The 18,364-nt window shown below is 35.7% G+C and carries 18 protein-coding genes, 1 pseudogene and 1 riboswitch; of the genes and pseudogenes, 1 reads left to right on the top strand and 18 read right to left on the bottom strand.

The window, feature by feature from the left end; translation table 11 throughout:
- Nucleotides 1–6 precede the first annotated feature (6 nt).
- From FEZ13_RS05255 to FEZ13_RS05290, 8 genes are all read right to left on the bottom strand, one after another.
- Entirely contained in the window at nt 7–1,209 is a 1,203-nt protein-coding gene (locus tag FEZ13_RS05255; protein ID WP_146551739.1) for a glycosyltransferase, read from the bottom strand.
- A complete protein-coding gene (gene wecB / locus FEZ13_RS05260; protein ID WP_146551740.1) occupies nt 1,206–2,336 on the bottom strand; it encodes a non-hydrolyzing UDP-N-acetylglucosamine 2-epimerase in 1,131 nt (376 codons plus the stop codon). Before wecB ends, FEZ13_RS05255 begins: the two co-directional genes overlap by 4 nt.
- Before the next feature lie 3 nt (nt 2,337–2,339).
- Complete coding sequence (locus tag FEZ13_RS05265; RefSeq protein ID WP_146551741.1) at nt 2,340–3,449, bottom strand: capsular polysaccharide biosynthesis protein CapF; 1,110 nt, start codon at nt 3,447–3,449, stop codon at nt 2,340–2,342.
- A gap of 16 nt (nt 3,450–3,465) precedes the next feature.
- Nucleotides 3,466–4,503 carry a polysaccharide biosynthesis protein gene (locus FEZ13_RS05270; RefSeq protein WP_146551742.1) on the bottom strand — a complete coding sequence of 346 codons (1,038 nt, stop codon included), beginning with the start codon at nt 4,501–4,503 and terminating at the stop codon, nt 3,466–3,468.
- A 2-nt stretch (nt 4,504–4,505) separates the two neighbouring features.
- Entirely contained in the window at nt 4,506–5,693 is a 1,188-nt protein-coding gene (locus FEZ13_RS05275; protein WP_146551743.1) for a glycosyltransferase family 4 protein, read from the bottom strand.
- A gap of 6 nt (nt 5,694–5,699) precedes the next feature.
- On the bottom strand, nt 5,700–6,359 hold the full coding sequence (locus FEZ13_RS05280; RefSeq protein ID WP_146551744.1) for a sugar transferase: 660 nt from the start codon (nt 6,357–6,359) through the stop codon (nt 5,700–5,702).
- A gap of 979 nt (nt 6,360–7,338) precedes the next feature.
- Nucleotides 7,339–8,565 carry an IS110 family RNA-guided transposase gene (locus FEZ13_RS05285; protein ID WP_146551745.1) on the bottom strand — a complete coding sequence of 409 codons (1,227 nt, stop codon included), beginning with the start codon at nt 8,563–8,565 and terminating at the stop codon, nt 7,339–7,341.
- A gap of 1,026 nt (nt 8,566–9,591) precedes the next feature.
- Complete coding sequence (locus FEZ13_RS05290) at nt 9,592–9,801, bottom strand: hypothetical protein (protein WP_146551746.1); 210 nt, start codon at nt 9,799–9,801, stop codon at nt 9,592–9,594.
- 358 nt (nt 9,802–10,159) lie between these two features.
- Here FEZ13_RS05290 and FEZ13_RS05295 point away from each other — a divergent pair.
- A pseudogene (locus FEZ13_RS05295) lies at nt 10,160–10,612 on the top strand (transposase); the annotation flags it as partial.
- A 304-nt stretch (nt 10,613–10,916) separates the two neighbouring features.
- Here FEZ13_RS05295 and FEZ13_RS05300 read toward each other — a convergent pair.
- The 10 genes from FEZ13_RS05300 to FEZ13_RS19375 form a co-directional block, all read right to left on the bottom strand.
- Complete coding sequence (locus FEZ13_RS05300) at nt 10,917–11,396, bottom strand: hypothetical protein (protein WP_146551747.1); 480 nt, start codon at nt 11,394–11,396, stop codon at nt 10,917–10,919.
- Between the two features lie 335 nt (nt 11,397–11,731).
- Nucleotides 11,732–11,950: a hypothetical protein gene (locus FEZ13_RS05305; protein WP_146551748.1), complete on the bottom strand. Its 219-nt coding sequence runs from the start codon at nt 11,948–11,950 to the stop codon at nt 11,732–11,734.
- An 863-nt stretch (nt 11,951–12,813) separates the two neighbouring features.
- On the bottom strand, nt 12,814–13,401 hold the full coding sequence (locus FEZ13_RS05310; RefSeq protein ID WP_146548901.1) for a Maf family protein: 588 nt from the start codon (nt 13,399–13,401) through the stop codon (nt 12,814–12,816).
- An 856-nt stretch (nt 13,402–14,257) separates the two neighbouring features.
- Nucleotides 14,258–14,467: a hypothetical protein gene (locus FEZ13_RS05320; RefSeq protein WP_146551749.1), complete on the bottom strand. Its 210-nt coding sequence runs from the start codon at nt 14,465–14,467 to the stop codon at nt 14,258–14,260.
- Nucleotides 14,468–14,602: 135 nt separating this feature from the next.
- Nucleotides 14,603–14,761, bottom strand: a complete 159-nt coding sequence (locus FEZ13_RS20560; protein WP_255473051.1) for a hypothetical protein — start codon at nt 14,759–14,761, stop codon at nt 14,603–14,605.
- Entirely contained in the window at nt 14,762–15,331 is a 570-nt protein-coding gene (locus tag FEZ13_RS05330) for an MFS transporter (protein ID WP_146551750.1), read from the bottom strand.
- A 19-nt stretch (nt 15,332–15,350) separates the two neighbouring features.
- A complete protein-coding gene (locus FEZ13_RS05335) occupies nt 15,351–16,475 on the bottom strand; it encodes an IS4 family transposase (RefSeq protein ID WP_146551751.1) in 1,125 nt (374 codons plus the stop codon).
- Nucleotides 16,476–16,570: 95 nt separating this feature from the next.
- Nucleotides 16,571–17,404, bottom strand: a complete 834-nt coding sequence (locus FEZ13_RS05340; protein WP_255473130.1) for an MFS transporter — start codon at nt 17,402–17,404, stop codon at nt 16,571–16,573.
- Complete coding sequence (locus tag FEZ13_RS05345) at nt 17,391–17,753, bottom strand: PadR family transcriptional regulator (protein WP_186725779.1); 363 nt, start codon at nt 17,751–17,753, stop codon at nt 17,391–17,393. Before FEZ13_RS05345 ends, FEZ13_RS05340 begins: the two co-directional genes overlap by 14 nt.
- Before the next feature lie 145 nt (nt 17,754–17,898).
- On the bottom strand, nt 17,899–18,066 hold the full coding sequence (locus FEZ13_RS19375; RefSeq protein WP_186725780.1) for a hypothetical protein: 168 nt from the start codon (nt 18,064–18,066) through the stop codon (nt 17,899–17,901).
- A 199-nt stretch (nt 18,067–18,265) separates the two neighbouring features.
- Nucleotides 18,266–18,310, top strand: a riboswitch (PreQ1 riboswitch).
- Nucleotides 18,311–18,364 lie beyond the last annotated feature (54 nt).

The following is an 18,364-nucleotide window of genomic DNA, read 5'->3' on the forward strand; positions in this document are numbered from 1 at the left end:
CACTATTCACGTAACATTTGTATAAGTGGAAATATATTCGTTAAATCGATCTTCTTTTTTATATAATTTTGCTCTTTTTATACAATGGTGCATGTAGAGAGGTTTTCCGTTGTTATATACGGTTTCAATTGCCTTATTTAAAGCGTCCATATTTTCCTTTTCAACTACTATGCCACATTGGTCATTCAAATTCTCAGAGCAACCTCCCGCATCAAATGTAATGACAGGTATTCCACATGCTAACGCTTCTATATTCGTTGTTCCCATCACTTCTTCTAATGTCGGATTGACAAAAACATCTGCAGCTGAATAGATTTTGGCTAGTTCCTGAACATTTCGAGTATTGCGTATGCCAATGATGTTTTTGGGTAGCTTCTCCATTTGTTTTGGTGTTAGCCCTACTAAAACAATGACTGTATTGAGGCTAATTCTTTTTGAAAGCTCTATAAAGTAGTCAAATCCTTTTTTAGCATTCCATACATTCGCAACGCCCAAAATGATGAACTTGTCCTCTAAATTAAAAGTTTTTCGAAAATCACTTTTAGTAGGCTTAAAAGCTGTTAGATCGATTCCGTTATTGATGACTTTTATAGGATATGCTCCTAAAAAAGAGTCCTTCACTAGATTTGCAAGCCACTTTGACGGAGTCGCAATTGTTAGGCTTTTCACCCCTGTAAATGTTTCCTGCTTTTTTATATAATTTTCACTAGAATTATCATAAATATAGCTAGATGGGTATGAGCTTGTCTGCGGACAATACCCGCATCCGGTTTGCCATTTTCTACATTGAATATAATCAAAGTGCGCACAGTGGCCTGTAATTGCCCAACAATCATGGAGAGTCCAAATAACAGGTTTATTTGCTTCTTTCAAATAGTCAAATAACATTTCAATATTGATATAATATCCATGAATGTTATGCAAATGGATAATATCTGGATTTAGTTTTTCTACTTTTTTAATAAAATCTTTTGTTGCTTTTTTGGATCCGAACCCATGCTGATCATATATACGTGTCAAAGCAACATGCGCATAATTATCATACTTCGTCCCTATCCTAATAATTTTTTCATCCTGTATCGTTGAATCTCTACCATATGCGATGTAACTATCATATCCTTGTTCAAGTAGTAACTGATGAATATCTGTCGCGATTCGGCCCGTACTACCAATCCCACAAACAGAGTTAATCTGCAATATTTTCTTCATCCATTGGTCCTCCAAACAACTCGTTTCACATAATCTGTATAAGATAAGATGAGTCGAAGTATTTTATCAGATACATTCGGGATTTCGTAATCGGTCACAGGATAAAGCGTATGTTGCTTTTGAGTTTCTAAAATAGATAAGCCCTGTAAGATCCGCTCCTTTTTTAAACCGACCATCATAACGGAAGCCTCTTCCATCGCTTCAAGTCTTTCATGGGCTTGTCTTATATTAAGTGCTTTAAATCCTAATATGGATGATTCCTCGCTGATTGTTCCGCTATCACTTAAAACAGCCTTTGCTTTTATTTGAAGCTTTACATAATCATTGAAGCCCAATGGTTTTACTGTTTTTACAAGTGGATGAAAAGAAACTTTTTTTGCCGCGATCCTCTTTCTTGTTCTGGGATGTGTGCTAAAAATAATAGGAAGGTTATAGATTGTCGCCATTGCATTGATACTTTCTACTAATTCTAGGAAATTTGTTTCTGAGTTTATATTTTCTTCTCTGTGAGCTGATAACACAAAATAATTTTCTTCTTCAAGCTCTAATTCTTCTAATACATTTGAATTTTTAATATCCTCTTTTCTTGAATGGAGGACTTCAAACATGGGACTACCTGTCTTAATAATTCGGTCAGCAGGTAATCCTTCTCTCAACAAATAGTCTCTAGCTATATCACTATAGGTTAAGTTAATATCAGCTATATGGTCGACAATTTTCCGATTTGTTTCTTCAGGTACGCGCTGATCAAAGCATCGATTTCCAGCTTCCATATGAAAAATAGGGATATGCCTTCTTTTCGCGGCAATGGCACATAAGCAACTGTTGGTATCACCTAGAACCAGAAAGGCATCTGGTGTTACTTCTTCTAGAATAGGATCGATTTTCGCTAAAATATTGCCAATCGTTTCAACCGGCGTACCTGCTGCTGCATTTAAGAAATAGTCGGGTTTTTTCAAGTTAAAATCTTGGAAAAATACTTCGTTTAACTCATAATCATAGTTTTGACCTGTGTGTACAAGCGTATGTTCAAAGGCATCGGACCCTTCTAATTTACGAATAACAGCAGACAATCGAATGATTTCGGGTCTAGTTCCAACAACAGTCATGACGCTCAATTTCTTCATTCGTTAAACCTCCTGGAAGTAAGTATCCGGTTTGTCAGGTTCAAAGCATTCATTTACCCACATAACGGTTACTAGATCCCTGTCGCCCACATTGACAATGGAATGTGTATAGCCAGTAGGAACGTCCACAACTTCCAGTTTTTCTCCACTTACTCGATACTCAATGATTTCATGTGAATCCAGTTTTCTAAAACGGATCAGTCCTTCGCCACTCACCACTAAGAATTTTTCGTTTTTTGTATGATGCCAGTGATTTCCCTTTGTTATGCCTGGCTTTGAAATATTGACGGAAATTTGGCCTCTTTCAGGTGTTCTTAAAAATTCTGTAAATGCACCTCGATGATCTGCATTCATTTTCAAATGGTATGAGAATTCTTTTTCAGGTAAAAAACTTAAATACGTACTGTAAAGCTTTTTCGTTAATGCATCTTCCATATTGGGAATCGTCAAATTCTTTCTACTTTCTCTGAAACTCTTTATAAGCTCTGCTAATTTTCCAAGCTTCACTTTATAGGTTATAGGTATAGCACAGAAATGATCTTGAGCATGCACCCTCCCTGCTAGCAGCTTTAAGAACTCATCGATTACATCATCGATATAACATAGAGTGAGTTCTGCCTCTGGATTACTAATTTGAATATCTATATTTCTTGAGATATTATGACAGAATGTTGCGATAACTGTGTTATAGTTGGGTTTACTCCATTTGCCAAATACATTCGCAAGACGGTAAATATAAACCTCTGCACCTGTCTTCGAGGAATATTCCAATAATAGATTTTCCGCTACTCTCTTACTTTTTCCATAAAGATTCTCTTGTTCAGCCTGAATGGAAGAAGTAAAAAGAACTGGCGCTTTGTTTTCATATTGTTTTAGCTTTTTTAATAAATGATCCGTTAAATGGTAGTTCCCCTCTAAAAATTCTTTTTCATTTTTCGGTCTATTCACACCTGCTAGATGAAAAACAAAATCACATTCTTTTGTATACTGATCAAGTAAAGAGGGATCACTTTCTCTTGTGTACTCGAAAATATCGGTAAAGCCTTTATTTTTTAACTCAGCAATCAGATTTTTCCCTATAAATCCCTTAGCTCCTGTAACAAGAATTTTCATCTATTCATTCCACCTTTTATCTGAGTATATGAATTTCACTGTTCCATTTTTTCAACTCATTTCGCACATAATCCAGTTTTAATAATCTCTCTTTTATTTCATCAATGTTTAAAATATGTGTATTATTAGAATTGTATTCTTCTACTTTTGTAAGTTTTTGACTACCTTCAATAAAGTATTTATCGTAATTCAGATTTCTTTGGTCTGCAGGGACCTTAAAAAATCCTCCTAAATCTTCAGCGACAATATATTCTTCTTTTGTCAGAAGTGTTTCATACTGTTTCTCACCATGGCGTGTGCCAATCACTTTGATGTCATTTTCGGCATGAAAAAGTTCTTTTACTGCTTGTGCTAAATCGCCTATTGTACTCGCCGGTGATTTTTGGACAAAGATATCTCCTGCATCCGCGTGGTGAAATGCAAAAACCACTAGTTCTACTGCCTCTTCTAAATTCATCAAAAACCTGGTCATGCTTGGATCTGTCACCGTCAACGGTTGTCCACTTTTAAGTTGCTCGATAAATAAAGGAATGACCGACCCTCGTGATGCCATCACATTCCCATATCTAGTTCCACAAATAAGTGTTTGCTCTGAGTTGACTGTTTTAGATTTTGCTACAAATACTTTTTCCATCATTGCCTTCGAAATGCCCATCGCATTGATCGGGTAGGCTGCTTTATCGGTAGATAGGCATATCACCTTCCGAACACCAAATTCAATGGCCGCTGTTAAAACATGGTCCGTTCCCATTACATTGGTTTTAACGGCTTCAAGTGGAAAAAACTCACAGGATGGTACTTGTTTTAATGCTGCTGCATGGAAAATATAATCGACATTGTGCATGGCATCTTTTACACTCGCTAAATCTCTAATATCTCCTAAATAGAATTTGAGTTTTTCACTTTTATAGATTTTTCTCATATCATCTTGCTTTTTTTCATCTCTAGAAAAAATACGAATTTCTTTTATATCCGTATTTAGAAACCTTCTCATCACTGCATTCCCAAAAGAACCAGTACCCCCTGTGATCAGCAATGTTTTTGCTTTGAACATTTTTAGCCCCCCAACTTGAATATGGATGATTCTAATGATGATAGAAAATTTTCCTTACGAAAATGTTTCGTATAATAAGCGTAGGAATTTTCACCCATCCATTCTTTTTCATGACTTTGACAAAACTTTAGAATCATATTGGCCAATTCTTTTTCATCCTCAGCAGGGCAACAAAATCCACAGTTAGCTTCTTTTATGACACGACTTGTCTCCCCGTTGATGGCGCCAATTATTGGTTTACGAGCAGCCATATAGGACTGTACTTTACCCGGAAGTGTATAGGATATTACCTGGTTATTTTTTAAAGTAATAAGCATCGCATCTGCCATGCTATAAAACTTCGGCATTTCTGTGATAGGCCTTCTGCCATAAAAGATCACATTGGGTAACGTTAATGCTTGGCTCAGTAATTGGCATTCTTCAAGCTTTGAGCCATCTCCAATAATATGAAAAACAATCTCTTGATATTCACGTAATAGATGTGCAGCCTTGATGATGGTTTCTACACTTTGCATGTCACCAATATTACCAGCAAAAACGAAATGGAAACGATTGTGCTCCCTATTTTCTTCCACCTCCAAATACACATCTTCAGCATATTGAGGAAGGTAATCGATTTGATCGATATCCATTTCAAAAGTTGTTTTAAAATAGTCTTTAAACATGCAAGAAGTAACAGCGATAGCATCTACAGAATTATAAATCCACTTCGACATTTTTAAAAATGGTTTATAAACAATCGAATTTTCTCTAATTCCTCCAGCAGATAAACTAGCAGGCCATAAATCTAAACAATAGAGCAAAATTTTCGTTTGATATTTTTTCTTATAAATAATAGCTGGTATACTCATGGTGACAGGGGAAAGCTGGTATACTAAAATTCGATCAAACTTTTCTTTTAATAGCAGTGTTTTGAAAGATGCCGAAAGCGTGAAGCTTAAGTAATTCATGAATAATCGATATTTCCCGCTGCCTCTCCCTATTTCAAAATTGCGGATAACCTTCACCCCATTGATGAGTTCAGTCCTTTTTTTCCCCTTACGATATTCTTTTACCACTATTCCTTCTGGATAATTTGGAAGACCTGTCAAAACGGTCACATCATGTCCTTTTCTTACTAGTGACTCACAAATATCCGTAATTCGAAAGGGCTCTGGATAATAGTATTGGCAAATGACTAGTAATTTCATCAGCCTCTAATCCTCCTTGTTGATTGGTATGAGATGCGGCTTTACCTCTATTCGATCTGTCATTTCGATGTCATTGTTTGCCTGTGTGCTTCCTTCGACAATGCCTTCACGTTTTACAATATATAGGATTGTTTTAAAGAAACATGTCACATCCATCCTAAAGCCCATTCTTTCTACATATTGACCATCTAATCTTGCTTTAACATGGATAGGCAGCTCATCTCTCCCATTAATCTGTGCCCAACCTGTTAAACCTGGTTTCACACTATTAGCGTTATATTTTTCTCGTTCCTCTATTAAATCGTATTGATTCCACAATGCTGGACGTGGACCAATGATACTCATTTGTCCAATCAAAATATTCCAAACCTGAGGTAGCTCATCCAACGAGCTTTTTCTTAAAAATTTTCCTATCCTCGTCATGTATTGATCTGGGTTCTCGAGAAGATGTGTTGGAATATCTTGTGGTGTGTCGATTTTCATTGTTCGAAATTTTAGGATTTTAAATGGCGACTGATGTATGCCCATACGATTTTGCTTAAAAAGGATAGGTCCTTTAGAATCAAGTTTTATCGCTAGTATTAACACGACAAATAAGGGTGATAAAACGATTAAACTGCACGTGGATAATACAAAATCTATCAATCTTTTTATCTTTCCATACATTTCGTTGTTCCCTCCACTTGGCATAACCATTGTTACGAAGAAAAGAAATACCTTATTCCACTGCACAAATATAATTTTCCTACTCTTTACACTCTTTGTTATGGAAATCCGATGCCATACACTTCTCTTTTAGCTGCATTTATCCTTTGTCCAAAGAAATAAATGATTATTTTGATTGAGGGTTTCCTCTTTATCCAATCTCTCTCGACTTAAAAAGGAATGAATGTCGGATCATCGGAGGATTTTAGATGGTTTCCTTTTCATCCTGAGAAAATTCGACTAACTTCATAGCCAGTGACTGAAAAAAGAGAGTTTGTCCCAAAGAATACATATCATCTTCAACGCAAAAATGGAGTCAATCTTTCAAATGATATGGAGTAAAGTTCATGAACTATCCAATATGATCCATAACTACAGGTTGCTTAGCTTTTCCACGGGACATTAAATTTACTTCCTGAATTAACACCGCACGAAGGAGATGAGTATTCATGGACTCAAGCACCCCTCCGCTCCAATCCATAAATGGAGTGAAAATATTGTGTTCTATACATCTGACATGTGAGTAAATCCTTATGAATCCGATTAAAATGGGGACTTCTTAGTCAGTCCTATAGATAAGTTTGGCCATTGGGTCTGTTGGACAAAAGTAGTAGGACTACATGCATCATATGAAATGGAGTATGCTGTTATTCATGAATTGTTTATTTTTAGTGGGATAGTTTGATGAGTCAAATGGAGAAAGTATGAACAAAAAATAATTGGTTCTTTTACTAAGTGAATGGATGCATTAAAAAATCCCTCATCCACGTTATAGACTGGATAAAGACTTGTGGTATTAAGTCAAGTATAGGATTGATAAAAGCTAGAGAAGAATTTCTAAAAAAGAGCACAAGAAACTAAACTTCAGAAAAAACAAACACTTGTTCTTATTTCTGAAGCTATCTTGAAAGGATATCAAAAGCAGTGGTTAGCTTTTGATTTACACACTCCTTTCTGGCATGTAGAGTTGGTGGTTGCGTAGTAGCACATCCACCAGACGCACTAGTTTTCTCGCAGTTAAGACAAGGGCTCTTTTATGTTTGTATTTCGGAACTTCATCATATTTCTTTAAATAATACGAACGGTAAGTAGCTTCACGAAGTTGTACAGAGTTGGCAGCTTCAACCATGTAATAACGAAGATACTGGTTTCCCGTTCGTGTCAGGGGTGTTCGTTCCGATTCAAAATTTCCAGATTGCGATTTTTTCCAGTAAAGACCGGTATATTTGGCTAATTGGGCTTCATTTTCAAAGCGTTCTATTTGTCCAATTTCCGCGATGATTCCTGCCGCGTATACGATGCCAATGCCTGGAACACTTGTTAAACATTTGGCTTCTGGAATAGCTTCGAATAAGGCGGCAATGCTTTTTTCTAACTCTTTGATTTGCTTTTTCAAGGTTTGAATCAATCGCACATAAGTGGCTAATACAACGTCTACAGAGTCTTGAACAACCTTACCTAGCCGGTAGGAATCACGTATGGCTTTCTTAATGGTTTTCGCTAATTGTTCTGGGTCACTAAAGCGGCCTTTCCCCTTTTTCTGAAGAAGGGTAGCGAGTGATTCCAGTTCCATTTCTACGATTTCGTCCAACGAAAGGGAGTCTGAAAGTATTTCCATCATCGTTGCACCAAAAACAGACGTATTTAACTCTTTCGATAGTGTATTACATTTGTAGTAAAGGTTTTCCAGAAAGTGTTGTTTACATTCTGTTAGTTGGTGAACGAGTTGATATCTGGAGCGTGTTAAACGTTGAAGGGCAACATATTTTTCCTCTTTGATAAGAGACTTATTATAACGCCCAATGCGTAAAAAATCGGCAATTCGAAAAGCATCTATTCTATCGGTCTTATCTTCTTCAAACAATCTTTTATACCGATGGATGGCCTTTGGATTTTGCACGACTACTTCAACATTTAAGTTCTTCAGTTCCTTATCTTCTGCTAGAAACATGGCAGGGTGGAAACTGTAGATGGAAGTAGACTCCATGCCAATGACAATTTTTTCATAATGGTACAACTGCTGAAAATGGAGAACATTTTCCTGAATGGCACTGGCCCCATTCACATCATTTGAAAGACAGATTTCTTTCAAAACGGTGTCATGACTATCAAGAAAACATACATCAAGTTTTTCAGAGCTTACATCAATACCTACGAATAGTTTCATGGAAAGGACCTCCTTTCTTTAGATGATATTTAGAAATAGCTTGGATACTGTGGGATTTCCCTAGAGTCCCAAACATACCACAACCTCGTGTATGAGTATTCAATGATTCCCTTCCCCTAAGCTGCCCTCCCACTACTCTGAGAGGTAAGTGAAGGAAATCGATACAGCTTGTGCGTATGCAGTGCAATATTGGGTCTGGGTCACAGTCTTTCAACGTAGTTAAACTACAGGAGTGAAAAGCATATTCCCGATGGATCCATTTCCATAAATCCATTATCTAAGGAAATCCCCCAGTATCCAAGACGAAAGTTTTCCATCTATCATTTTTGGATGTAGCCCTGAAGATAAAAACTATTCAATTTTCAAGGAACAGTTATTAACTTAAAATTTATTATACGAGTTATTAACTTAAAATTTATTATACGAGGATTGAATAATATGGAGATAAAAGATCTTTTATGTAAATGAAAAAATTCATAGAAAAAAGAAAACCTTTTCTTGATAGAATAAAGTCGCCACAATTCATCCAAAGAAAAGGTTTTTTCTCTATGAATTAGTTTACAACAGAATTTACAGTAGATGATTTATTTGATAATCTCCTAGTTTGATTTATTCTTTATGATAAAAATAAGATCATAATCTAGCAAGTATTTATGAATTATTGTTTTTCTTGAATTTCAATATTGCATTTCCTATTATGATTGCTAATATGAAACTCCATACATAGAAACTTAGCTTATCCGGTAAAAATTTTAATACCCAGATGGCCATCATAATAGTTGAAAGCGTAAGGTAATTTATCTTTTCCTCATATTCAAATTTTTTTAGATTACTTATAAGAATCAGATAGCCAATTGGAGGAGTTACAATGCAGAAAAAAATAAAGTCCCTTTTTTTAAGTACCATGGTAATTTATCTTGCAAATAATCTTCCTTTCTAACAAACGTTTTGTGAAAAATATACTATAAACTCTGCACAATAGCAATAACTTAACAAGCTTCCTATTATTCAGTGTTTAATTGTTTCTTAAATCGGAAGAATCATCATTAATGTTTTTGCAATACCAGTTGCTGCCCAATCGGGTATTCCAGGAATCAATGTTTTTATTCCTCGTACCACTAAATTTTCAGCTGTGTCAGTTACTCCAATAAAATTATCTAGTACTTTTATTAGGGCTACTGTTGTAAAAATTTTGATAATTGTGGAGCGGAAGATAGCAACTCTTAAACTGGCCATGTCCTGTGGGTACTTGCGCCTTCTATGTAGAAGAAGTTCTGGAGTAACGTCGTGTGAATATTAATGTCCATATTTATAGGAAATGTTCGTGTTTCTATCTAGATTCTGCATCATGAAATTAACTCGATTCACTAGCGTCGTATTAAAATAACTCAACATCCTGATTACAACTGAATTTTCTGTAATATATTCCATGAATAAAAAAATCCTTTATAATGGTTGGACGGTAGTAAACCATCCAAATCCAAAATAAAAGACAAACAAATGGGTAAGTTTACACGAAAAACATCATTTGAACAATGGTTCTCACCCAATTCCTCCACAAAACTGGAGGAATTGGTGGTAGCCTATCCATTAAATTACTGTGCTAGAACCACTTGGGGTCTATGAGGATTCAACGGTATTGTCCTATGAAATGATTCTAATGGGAACCACACAAAATCATGCAGAAAATGCTTTTCAGCTCATCAAAGTACTGGATTTAAAAGACAACAAGTTACATTTGATCATCAATCAGTTTGACTTAAGGGCAGACGAAATAGCTGAATGGTACAAATCACGTTGTGCTATCGAATTGTTTTTTAAATGGATGAAACAACATCTGAATGTCAAAAAGTTTTACAGTCACAGCGAACAAGGGGTTCATCATCAAGTGTACATTGCAATGATCGTCTACTGTTTAAACGTACTAGCTTAGCTCAACACGAATAGTTCACGAACCTACTTACAAATCAGTCGTTGGCTAAAGGCAGCCCCTTGGAAACCAGCATGTACTTGGATTCGAAAAATCAAAGGAAGTGCCATTCCATAATGGCTTCCTTATTCCTGTCGCTCTCGTCAAAGGCTATAGTAAAAAAATGGATATTTACTACTTTTGTTTAAGATCTTCGTTTTTCTTCTAGAATGGGAAAATGAAAAAACAGAAAATTTAGTTAAAATTTATGCAACACTAGTGACTAACTATTATATTATTATTTCGTTATTTGTGTTTAAGTAGTAAAATAGTTTAAATTGAAGTTTACTAATTATTAATTATATAAAAACCAATAATCCTCATAGACGCCATCTATAAGCATTTATGAGGATGAGTTCAAATTGTTGTACGTTATAGGTAGTTACTTTTTTATATATGCAATAGCATTTAATTCAGCATCATAGCTTTTATCACTGTTACCCAATTTAAAGTCGATACTAGGGGCACTACCATACTGAAGTGTGAATCCGTTAATCGTTATTGCTTTATTATCTATTTGATGTGTGTAAGCCCCCTTAATATTTACTGTACTATAATCATAATTTTTATTTGCAAAAGTAAAATTAAACCAAGAATTATTTCTTAAAGCAACTAGATAGCAATATTTTCCTCCATACGTATAATCATCTTTTAAATTTTGTACTAGCGCAGCTCCGGAAAATGAAGAATTTACCCAATTTCCACTACCAGCCGAATATTGAATAGTATCAGAGTCATAATTTGGAAACCAATTACCGTATGAATCTTGTGCATCTGATTTATAATATTGTGTTCCGCCTCTTTTAGTGTGATCCACGTTCCAATAACTTGGATATCTAATTGAAGCACCTATAACATCCATTTTCCTTGTTTTAGGTATGATTTTCCACTCTAAAGTAGTATTTGAACGATATTTTCCAGTTGATAATTTTGAAATTTTTACTGTTAATTTTTTATAGCTTGTAGAATCGACTCCTGTTTCAGTTCCAAAAGTCGAAATCCCACTTGAGATTGTAATTTTTTAAATTCTTCAACCTCTTTATCCATCTCTTCTTTAGTTAATTCTGTATTTACAAATTTTATCGGTTTGTCGTTAGAGAAGCCAGCAGTGCCTTTATCGTACACAGCAGAAGTTTTGATGTACTTAACAGTTTCTGAAACTTCTGTCGCTTGAATATCTTTATTTAAATCAAAGGCCTATTGGCTCATGATTTGAATATCTAAAGGTTCAAACCCCTGAGAAATCAGATTATTATACTGTTCTTTATTAATTTTAATTCCATTGTCATTAACATAACTCCAATTCGGATCATCTTTAGTTAAAGTTGATTCTGCTGAGACAGTAATTCCAAAATTACCAAGAAAAAGACTACAACAAATAAGTATGACACTTATTGATGCTAATATTTTTTTCAAGTTCATCTCTCCCAATCTATATTCATAATGAAACTACTTAAACTATCAAAATTATTTATTAATGTTTGTAAAGAATTATTTAATTTAACTAATTCAAAGCAAATAAAAATCATAGTACAACACATCACGATTAAAACTATCGAAATAATCACGGCTAAAATTATAAGGTCTCTTTTTTTCATAAATAAAAAATACTCCTTTTAAATTTTGGAAAATCATGGTTCAATTACGAAAGTCATCATCAATATCTCCTCCTAGTCTTAGATAGTCTATGCCAGTATGGATACGCCCAAATATTTGTTAGTTGGATCGTTTCCGTTATCCATAGGGATGATCTGCGTATTTACATTTTACCTATTTTTATCTTAATTTACAATTAAATAGAATATGAATAAGAGAATTTTTAAACGAGGGGAATCAATAAACTCTTTCTCCAAAATTTCCACCATTTAATTTTTTTCCATTATTCAAGTTGAATGTAGTATAGATGTATGGACACACTCGAGTTAAATTAATATGATAGAACAAACGAGAGGACGTGTCCAAATATGAAAGCAAAAAAACTGGATTGATTTCTATCAGTACCTCGTGAAGCTATTCAGCGAGCTCCCCAATTTACCAATCTATCATTAGCCAGAACTTTTAAATGATTACATGCCTTAGTCAAAAAACATCCAAGCGACTTGTGCAAAATAGTCAACTATCCGAAAAAAATTTCAGATAGTTGGCTATTCATCGAGCGTACCGAAAAGGTATTTTTTATATTTCGGGCTTACGGAACATACAAATCTGAATATTGATATCCATATTTATAGGGAACGTTCGTGTTTTCATCTAGATTCTGCATGATGAAATGAACCCGATTATAAAAAAATAAGTTTTCTAGCGATAAGTTGCTCATATAATGATGCTAATGGCAGGCCGACTACATTTAAATAATCTCCTTCAATTCGATCAATCAAAAAAATACCATCCGTTTGGATCCCATATCCACCCGCTTTGTCAAATGGGTCGCCGGTTGCTACATAAGCTTCTAATAGTTCATCCGAAACATTTTTGAAAATCACCTTTGTCGTCTCCACAAAAGTTGTTTCTATGCCGTTTTCATCAATAATAGCAACAGCTGTTAACACTTGATGAGATGTACCTAGGAGTGAGCGAAGATGAGATATAGCTTCATCATGACTTGTTGGTTTATGAAGTAATTGATGATCTTTCACAACAATTGTATCTGCCCCAATAATGACGCTTCCAGGTGATTTTTCCCTAACATCTCGCGCTTTTAATAAGGCTACCTCTGTGACATATTGTGATGCTTCAGATGCTTGGACACTTGTTTCTTCTACATCAGATGTCACGATTTCAAACGGTATGTGGAATCGAGCAAAAATTTCCTTTCGACGTGGCGATGCAGATGCCAAAACAAATGATTTTGTTGTATGAAATTGCATTCCTTTCACTCCTCGTTTATTATTGTGATATTGATTTAAATATCCAAGCATGTTGATTAGGGAAAAAACAGGTGATAGATTGGGCATAATTCTAAAAAACCATGTATTTTTAGCTCCATTTATGTAGCTCCTTGTTGCGGCTAGCTCGTTTCCTTCATTCAATGAATATACTTCGTTGAAGACAATCCAATGTCCCGCGGAAAAAGCGAATATATCCTGTGAGAGCAAACAAATCCTCCGAAAGAGCGAATAAACTTTCGGAAAGAGCAAACAAATCCTCCGAGAGAGCGAATAATCAAACGAAAGGAGCCAATAAATCCTCGTAAAAAGCGAACAGTTTGTGGGAAACTAGATAATCAACCCATTTGATTAATATCGCATATAATAGTTAATAATTATATACCAAAAGCGACAAGCGCGCTGCTTTTTTGTTAGCTTAGCTGACCGATAATTATAAGTAAGTTTATCCACCCATGCTAGATTTTTGGTGAGCCCACGCAATGCGTCACCATGTGTTGTCAAGCAATAATTACAGCAATTTGTAGAGAATACAACAAGCCCCATCATTTCCTTATCAATATTGCTCAAATAACAAGTTTATGGGTCGAACAAAGACTGTTTAAATGCCAAAAATCCTTTATATTGTTGTGCATTCAATGGTAAGACCTTAAATCAATTACGCCTCCAGCGTAATTGATTTCGGATTTTTTCGAGCTTGCTCGAAAAGCTCCCCTTCAAAATCCGTGACATCCGCCGGAGGCTTTATCTTGATTCAGCAGACATTTGTACACCCGCTGAACAAGGAAAAACAAGCATTCATCTCAGCACCTATTGAGGGTGAGAGTCTTCTGCTGAATCAAGATAAATGATTGAAAAAACCTTGTTGTTCTTCTTGTGCCTTAATCGCTTCATTGAATTCTTGTTGTAATTCTTCTAGTATATCCGCTTCATTCGGCGGTTCTAAATAAGAATATTTTTCTTCTGTCATTCGAATCTCTTCTCCCTTCCATGCAATTGTAAAACGACCTGTCCAAAAATCTGTTAAATCTGAATTTTGATATGGCAACTTACCACCTGTTCATGCGGGGCATAGTGAAACTTCTCCCAGGAGGATTTTTTCTCCCCCTAGGTGTTAGTTGAACCAGTCGGGCTTTAACAGGCAGTTGGCTTCTCTTACTGCCTGTTAAAGTAGGACAAATTTCTATTTCAATCGTGTTTTCAATTTTTCACAGATACGATTGCCCACTTGCTCAGTCGTTGCATGTCCACCGAGATATGGCGTTACAAATTTTTCTTGAATGACTTCTTCCAATGACATCGATGAGCGTAAAAGGGGTACCACAAATACCGAATCCACCAACTAATAGACGATCTCCGTTTTGGAAATTGTAAGAAGTGCAATCATTACATTTACGATAAAAGAAAGATTTACAGCTTGAACATAGTCACCGCTATACTTACTGAGTCCAATATTAAGCAATAGGATACCGACAGCCGTCCCTGTCACTTGTCCAAAATTTCTTATCGTTGCAATTAGACTGCCAGCAATTCCAGACTGAGATGGTGGAAGACTCTCGATTACTGAAACATTATTAGGTGAAGCAAATAGTGAAAACCCGATCCCAAGAATCAGCATGACAACAACAATTTGATGGGGAGTTGTTGTGCTATCGAATTGACTTATTAGTAATAAATCTAATGCAATAATAGCCATTCCGATTAATGCAGGAATAAGGGTACCAATTTTATCTGCTAACCAACCACTTAATGGTGAGGCAATAATCATGACAATTGCTTGTGGGGTCATTAATAACCCGATATAAAACACTGGAAGCTTTAAAACATGGCTTAAGTACAATGGCAGTAATACATAAGTTGACATCATTAAAAAATAGTAAAAAAAGGTAGCGATAATTCCAATGGTAAACACGTGTGTTGATTAACCAAAATTATACAGTTTCATCATAAACCAAACGATGCCTTTCGATGATTTCTTTGAGTGTCAGCCGCCATTCAAAAGGCAAAGCATCACAAAGAAGCAATCGCTGAAATCCTGTGAGTGACAAGGGTTTTCGGTTGATTTGTTTACGAACTTGAACGTACAACCATTTCAATAAAACATACGCAATGAGCGCTGCGAATAGTTGGTTGAACACCGCATTTTTCGTCGTGCCAAACAACACAGGTACGTTTAAATTTTGTTTGATCCAGCGGAAAAACGTTTCAATCGCCCAACGAGACTTGTACATATTGGCTATTTCTTCCGCCGTGACATTCATCAAACTCGTCACCACACGCATTTCTTTTCCTTCATAATCCGTAAATTGAACGACACGATGACGCTTTTGTGTTTGTTTTTGTGATGTACCGATGATGCATGTGAAATCAGCCGTCACGTTAGAACTATTGGTACGACTGCCTTTGAGTGATTTTTTACGACTAAATTGTATGTTGTCTTTCAAACGAAAAACAAAATCTTGCCCGTCTTTTACGTACGAATCCACTTTATCAATCGAAAAATAAGCGCGGTCTCCGACAAGAATAAAGCGCTTGTCTTCGAGTTGTTTACCTATGGGTCCATCATGCTTTAAGCCTGTTGTTTCAACGATTTGAAGAGGCATACCGGTTTCATTCGAGAAGCTAACGTGCAATTTAATGCCGGAACGTTCACCGTGATAAACCGCCCACGGTAAGCGTGTCTTCCCCACCGTAATCGTTGTGGAATCAATGGACAAAAGGGTTTTCGGCATCTTCAAAGACCGTTGTGTAGCACGATTCAACTTCCCAATGAGGACTTCAAAAATGCGCTTGATGATGGCATAATCGAGCGCCTTCATATGCTTAGAAAGGGACGAATGGTCGACGGAAACTAATCCAAAGCTGGCACCTACATCAGCCGAATGTCGTAAGCTTTTCCACTCATTCGCCGCAGCTGCGACAAGATATGAAAGGAGTGTAGAAACGGTGCATTTGCGCGCTGTCTCTGCATAGTTAAATTCTTTTAAAATGGATTGTAGCTCGGTTTCTGAAAGAAAGTTTTGAATCATATTTTGGAACATGGTATGCTTGTTCATAAGAGATTCCTCGTTTCGTAAATGTTTGGTCGTACTTACATTTTACAAGAGGAATCTCTCTTTTTGTCTATATTTAATTGGAATAAAATAGATAATCAACACACCTGAATGGTAAACTTTCTATTTTTGAAAAATTTTAAATTGATCATCGGATTATCTGCCGATTTTTCCCTACGTACAAAAATAATCCATGCTAGCACTGATATAATTAATAATGATAATCCACCTAAACTGCTCCATCCTATTGTTTTTTCATTTGAAATGAAAAACAATAACGTGCTCATTGCTAGGAAAAATAACAATGCACCACTTAAATCAAATTGCAATTTTTGCTTTTTTTCTGAATCAAAGGAAGGTAAGAAAAATATTGATCCTAAAATTGAAATAATCCCTAATGGAATATTAATCAGAAAAATAGAGCGCCATCCAAATTGTGAGATGAAAAAACCGCCTAAAGAAGGACCAATAATTGTACCAGCTGCTACGACCGCTCCAATCATTCCTAAAGCTTTTCCCCTATTTCCCCTTTGAAAAATATTCGCTACAATTCCCATCACATTCCCCATAATCATCGCCGCTCCTACAGCTTGAATGCAACGAGATACAATCAAAAAAAGAAGATTGAAGGCTAATGCACTGAGTGTTGACCCAATGATGAATATGACTATACCGAATAGAAAAAAACGTTTTCTTCCTTTTTGATCTGATAAACTTCCTATGAAAGGAAGAATGCCAGTAATCAACAACAAATAGGCTACAATAACCCACTGTACTTGTTCTATAGAAACATGAAATGTCTTTTGTAATGTCGGTAACGCAACATTAATAATACTGCTATCAATATTTACCATAAATGTGCCTATTGTAACAAAGATAAAAATGATCCAAGGATTTACTGAATGAGTAGTTATTTTTTCATTCATTTCCATCACCTTTTTGTCCTTCTTCATATTTTTCTATAAAATAATCGAGCATTTGTTTTCTTCCAAGGATGTCTTCATACCATTTATCTAATTCTTGAAGACCTGACTCATTGATTTCATATATTCTCTTAGGACGCCCCTCGCCTTCTGTGATCCACTCAGAGGAAACAAAACCCTCCTCCTCTAATTCTCGTAAAACTCTATAAATCCCACCTCCATCTACCTGCATAGATTTCGGTTTAATCGTCTGAAAAATTTCTAATATTTGGCTGCCATATAATTTTTGCTTTCTTAAAAAAAGTAATATGAATGCAGGTAGATGGCGAGATTGCTTTCGATTCAAATGTTTGGACAAAACAATCACTCCTTTAAAATGTTAATAGCATTATAATGTTAATAACACTATAATGCAAAAAACATGTTCAAATCATTTTTTACTTATATTGTTTGATGACAAATTGTACATTAAGAGTTACACCTAAATTCCAGCATAAAGGTGCCTATAAAGTGAAACTTCCATCAGTGGAGGCTTTCTTCATCCCCACTGAAATAGAGGAACGGAAGTGAAAAACGCCACGTCCTGTGGCAACACCTGAGTGACCAACATTCTGTTCGCCCGGAACCAATCGGGCGCATGCGGCAGTTGATCCCCCACCTATCTTTCTCATTTCTCTCTAAACCTTATGGTAGAGGTCTTACTGCCCGTTAAAGCAGGATAAAAACATCGTATAAAATAAATTTCCACTCCAATATTTAAACGTGGAAATCATTTGATTAGATTTATTTTTCTTGTGGGGGACTTTTTGTGAGACTCTTCTCCCAAAAGTGTGATAGAATCTTTATTGAATCGAATACAATGCTTACAGAGCAGGAGAGGTACTAGAACAACCCTCTATAAAAAACTAGGGATAACTATATCTTTAGGGTATAGTTTTTTTATTTTTCTAGCATTCTCCTTTTTAGAAC

Origin of the sequence: Rummeliibacillus sp. SL167, assembly GCF_007896505.1 — a bacterium.
Classification (GTDB): Bacteria; Bacillota; Bacilli; order Bacillales_A; family Planococcaceae; genus Rummeliibacillus; species Rummeliibacillus suwonensis.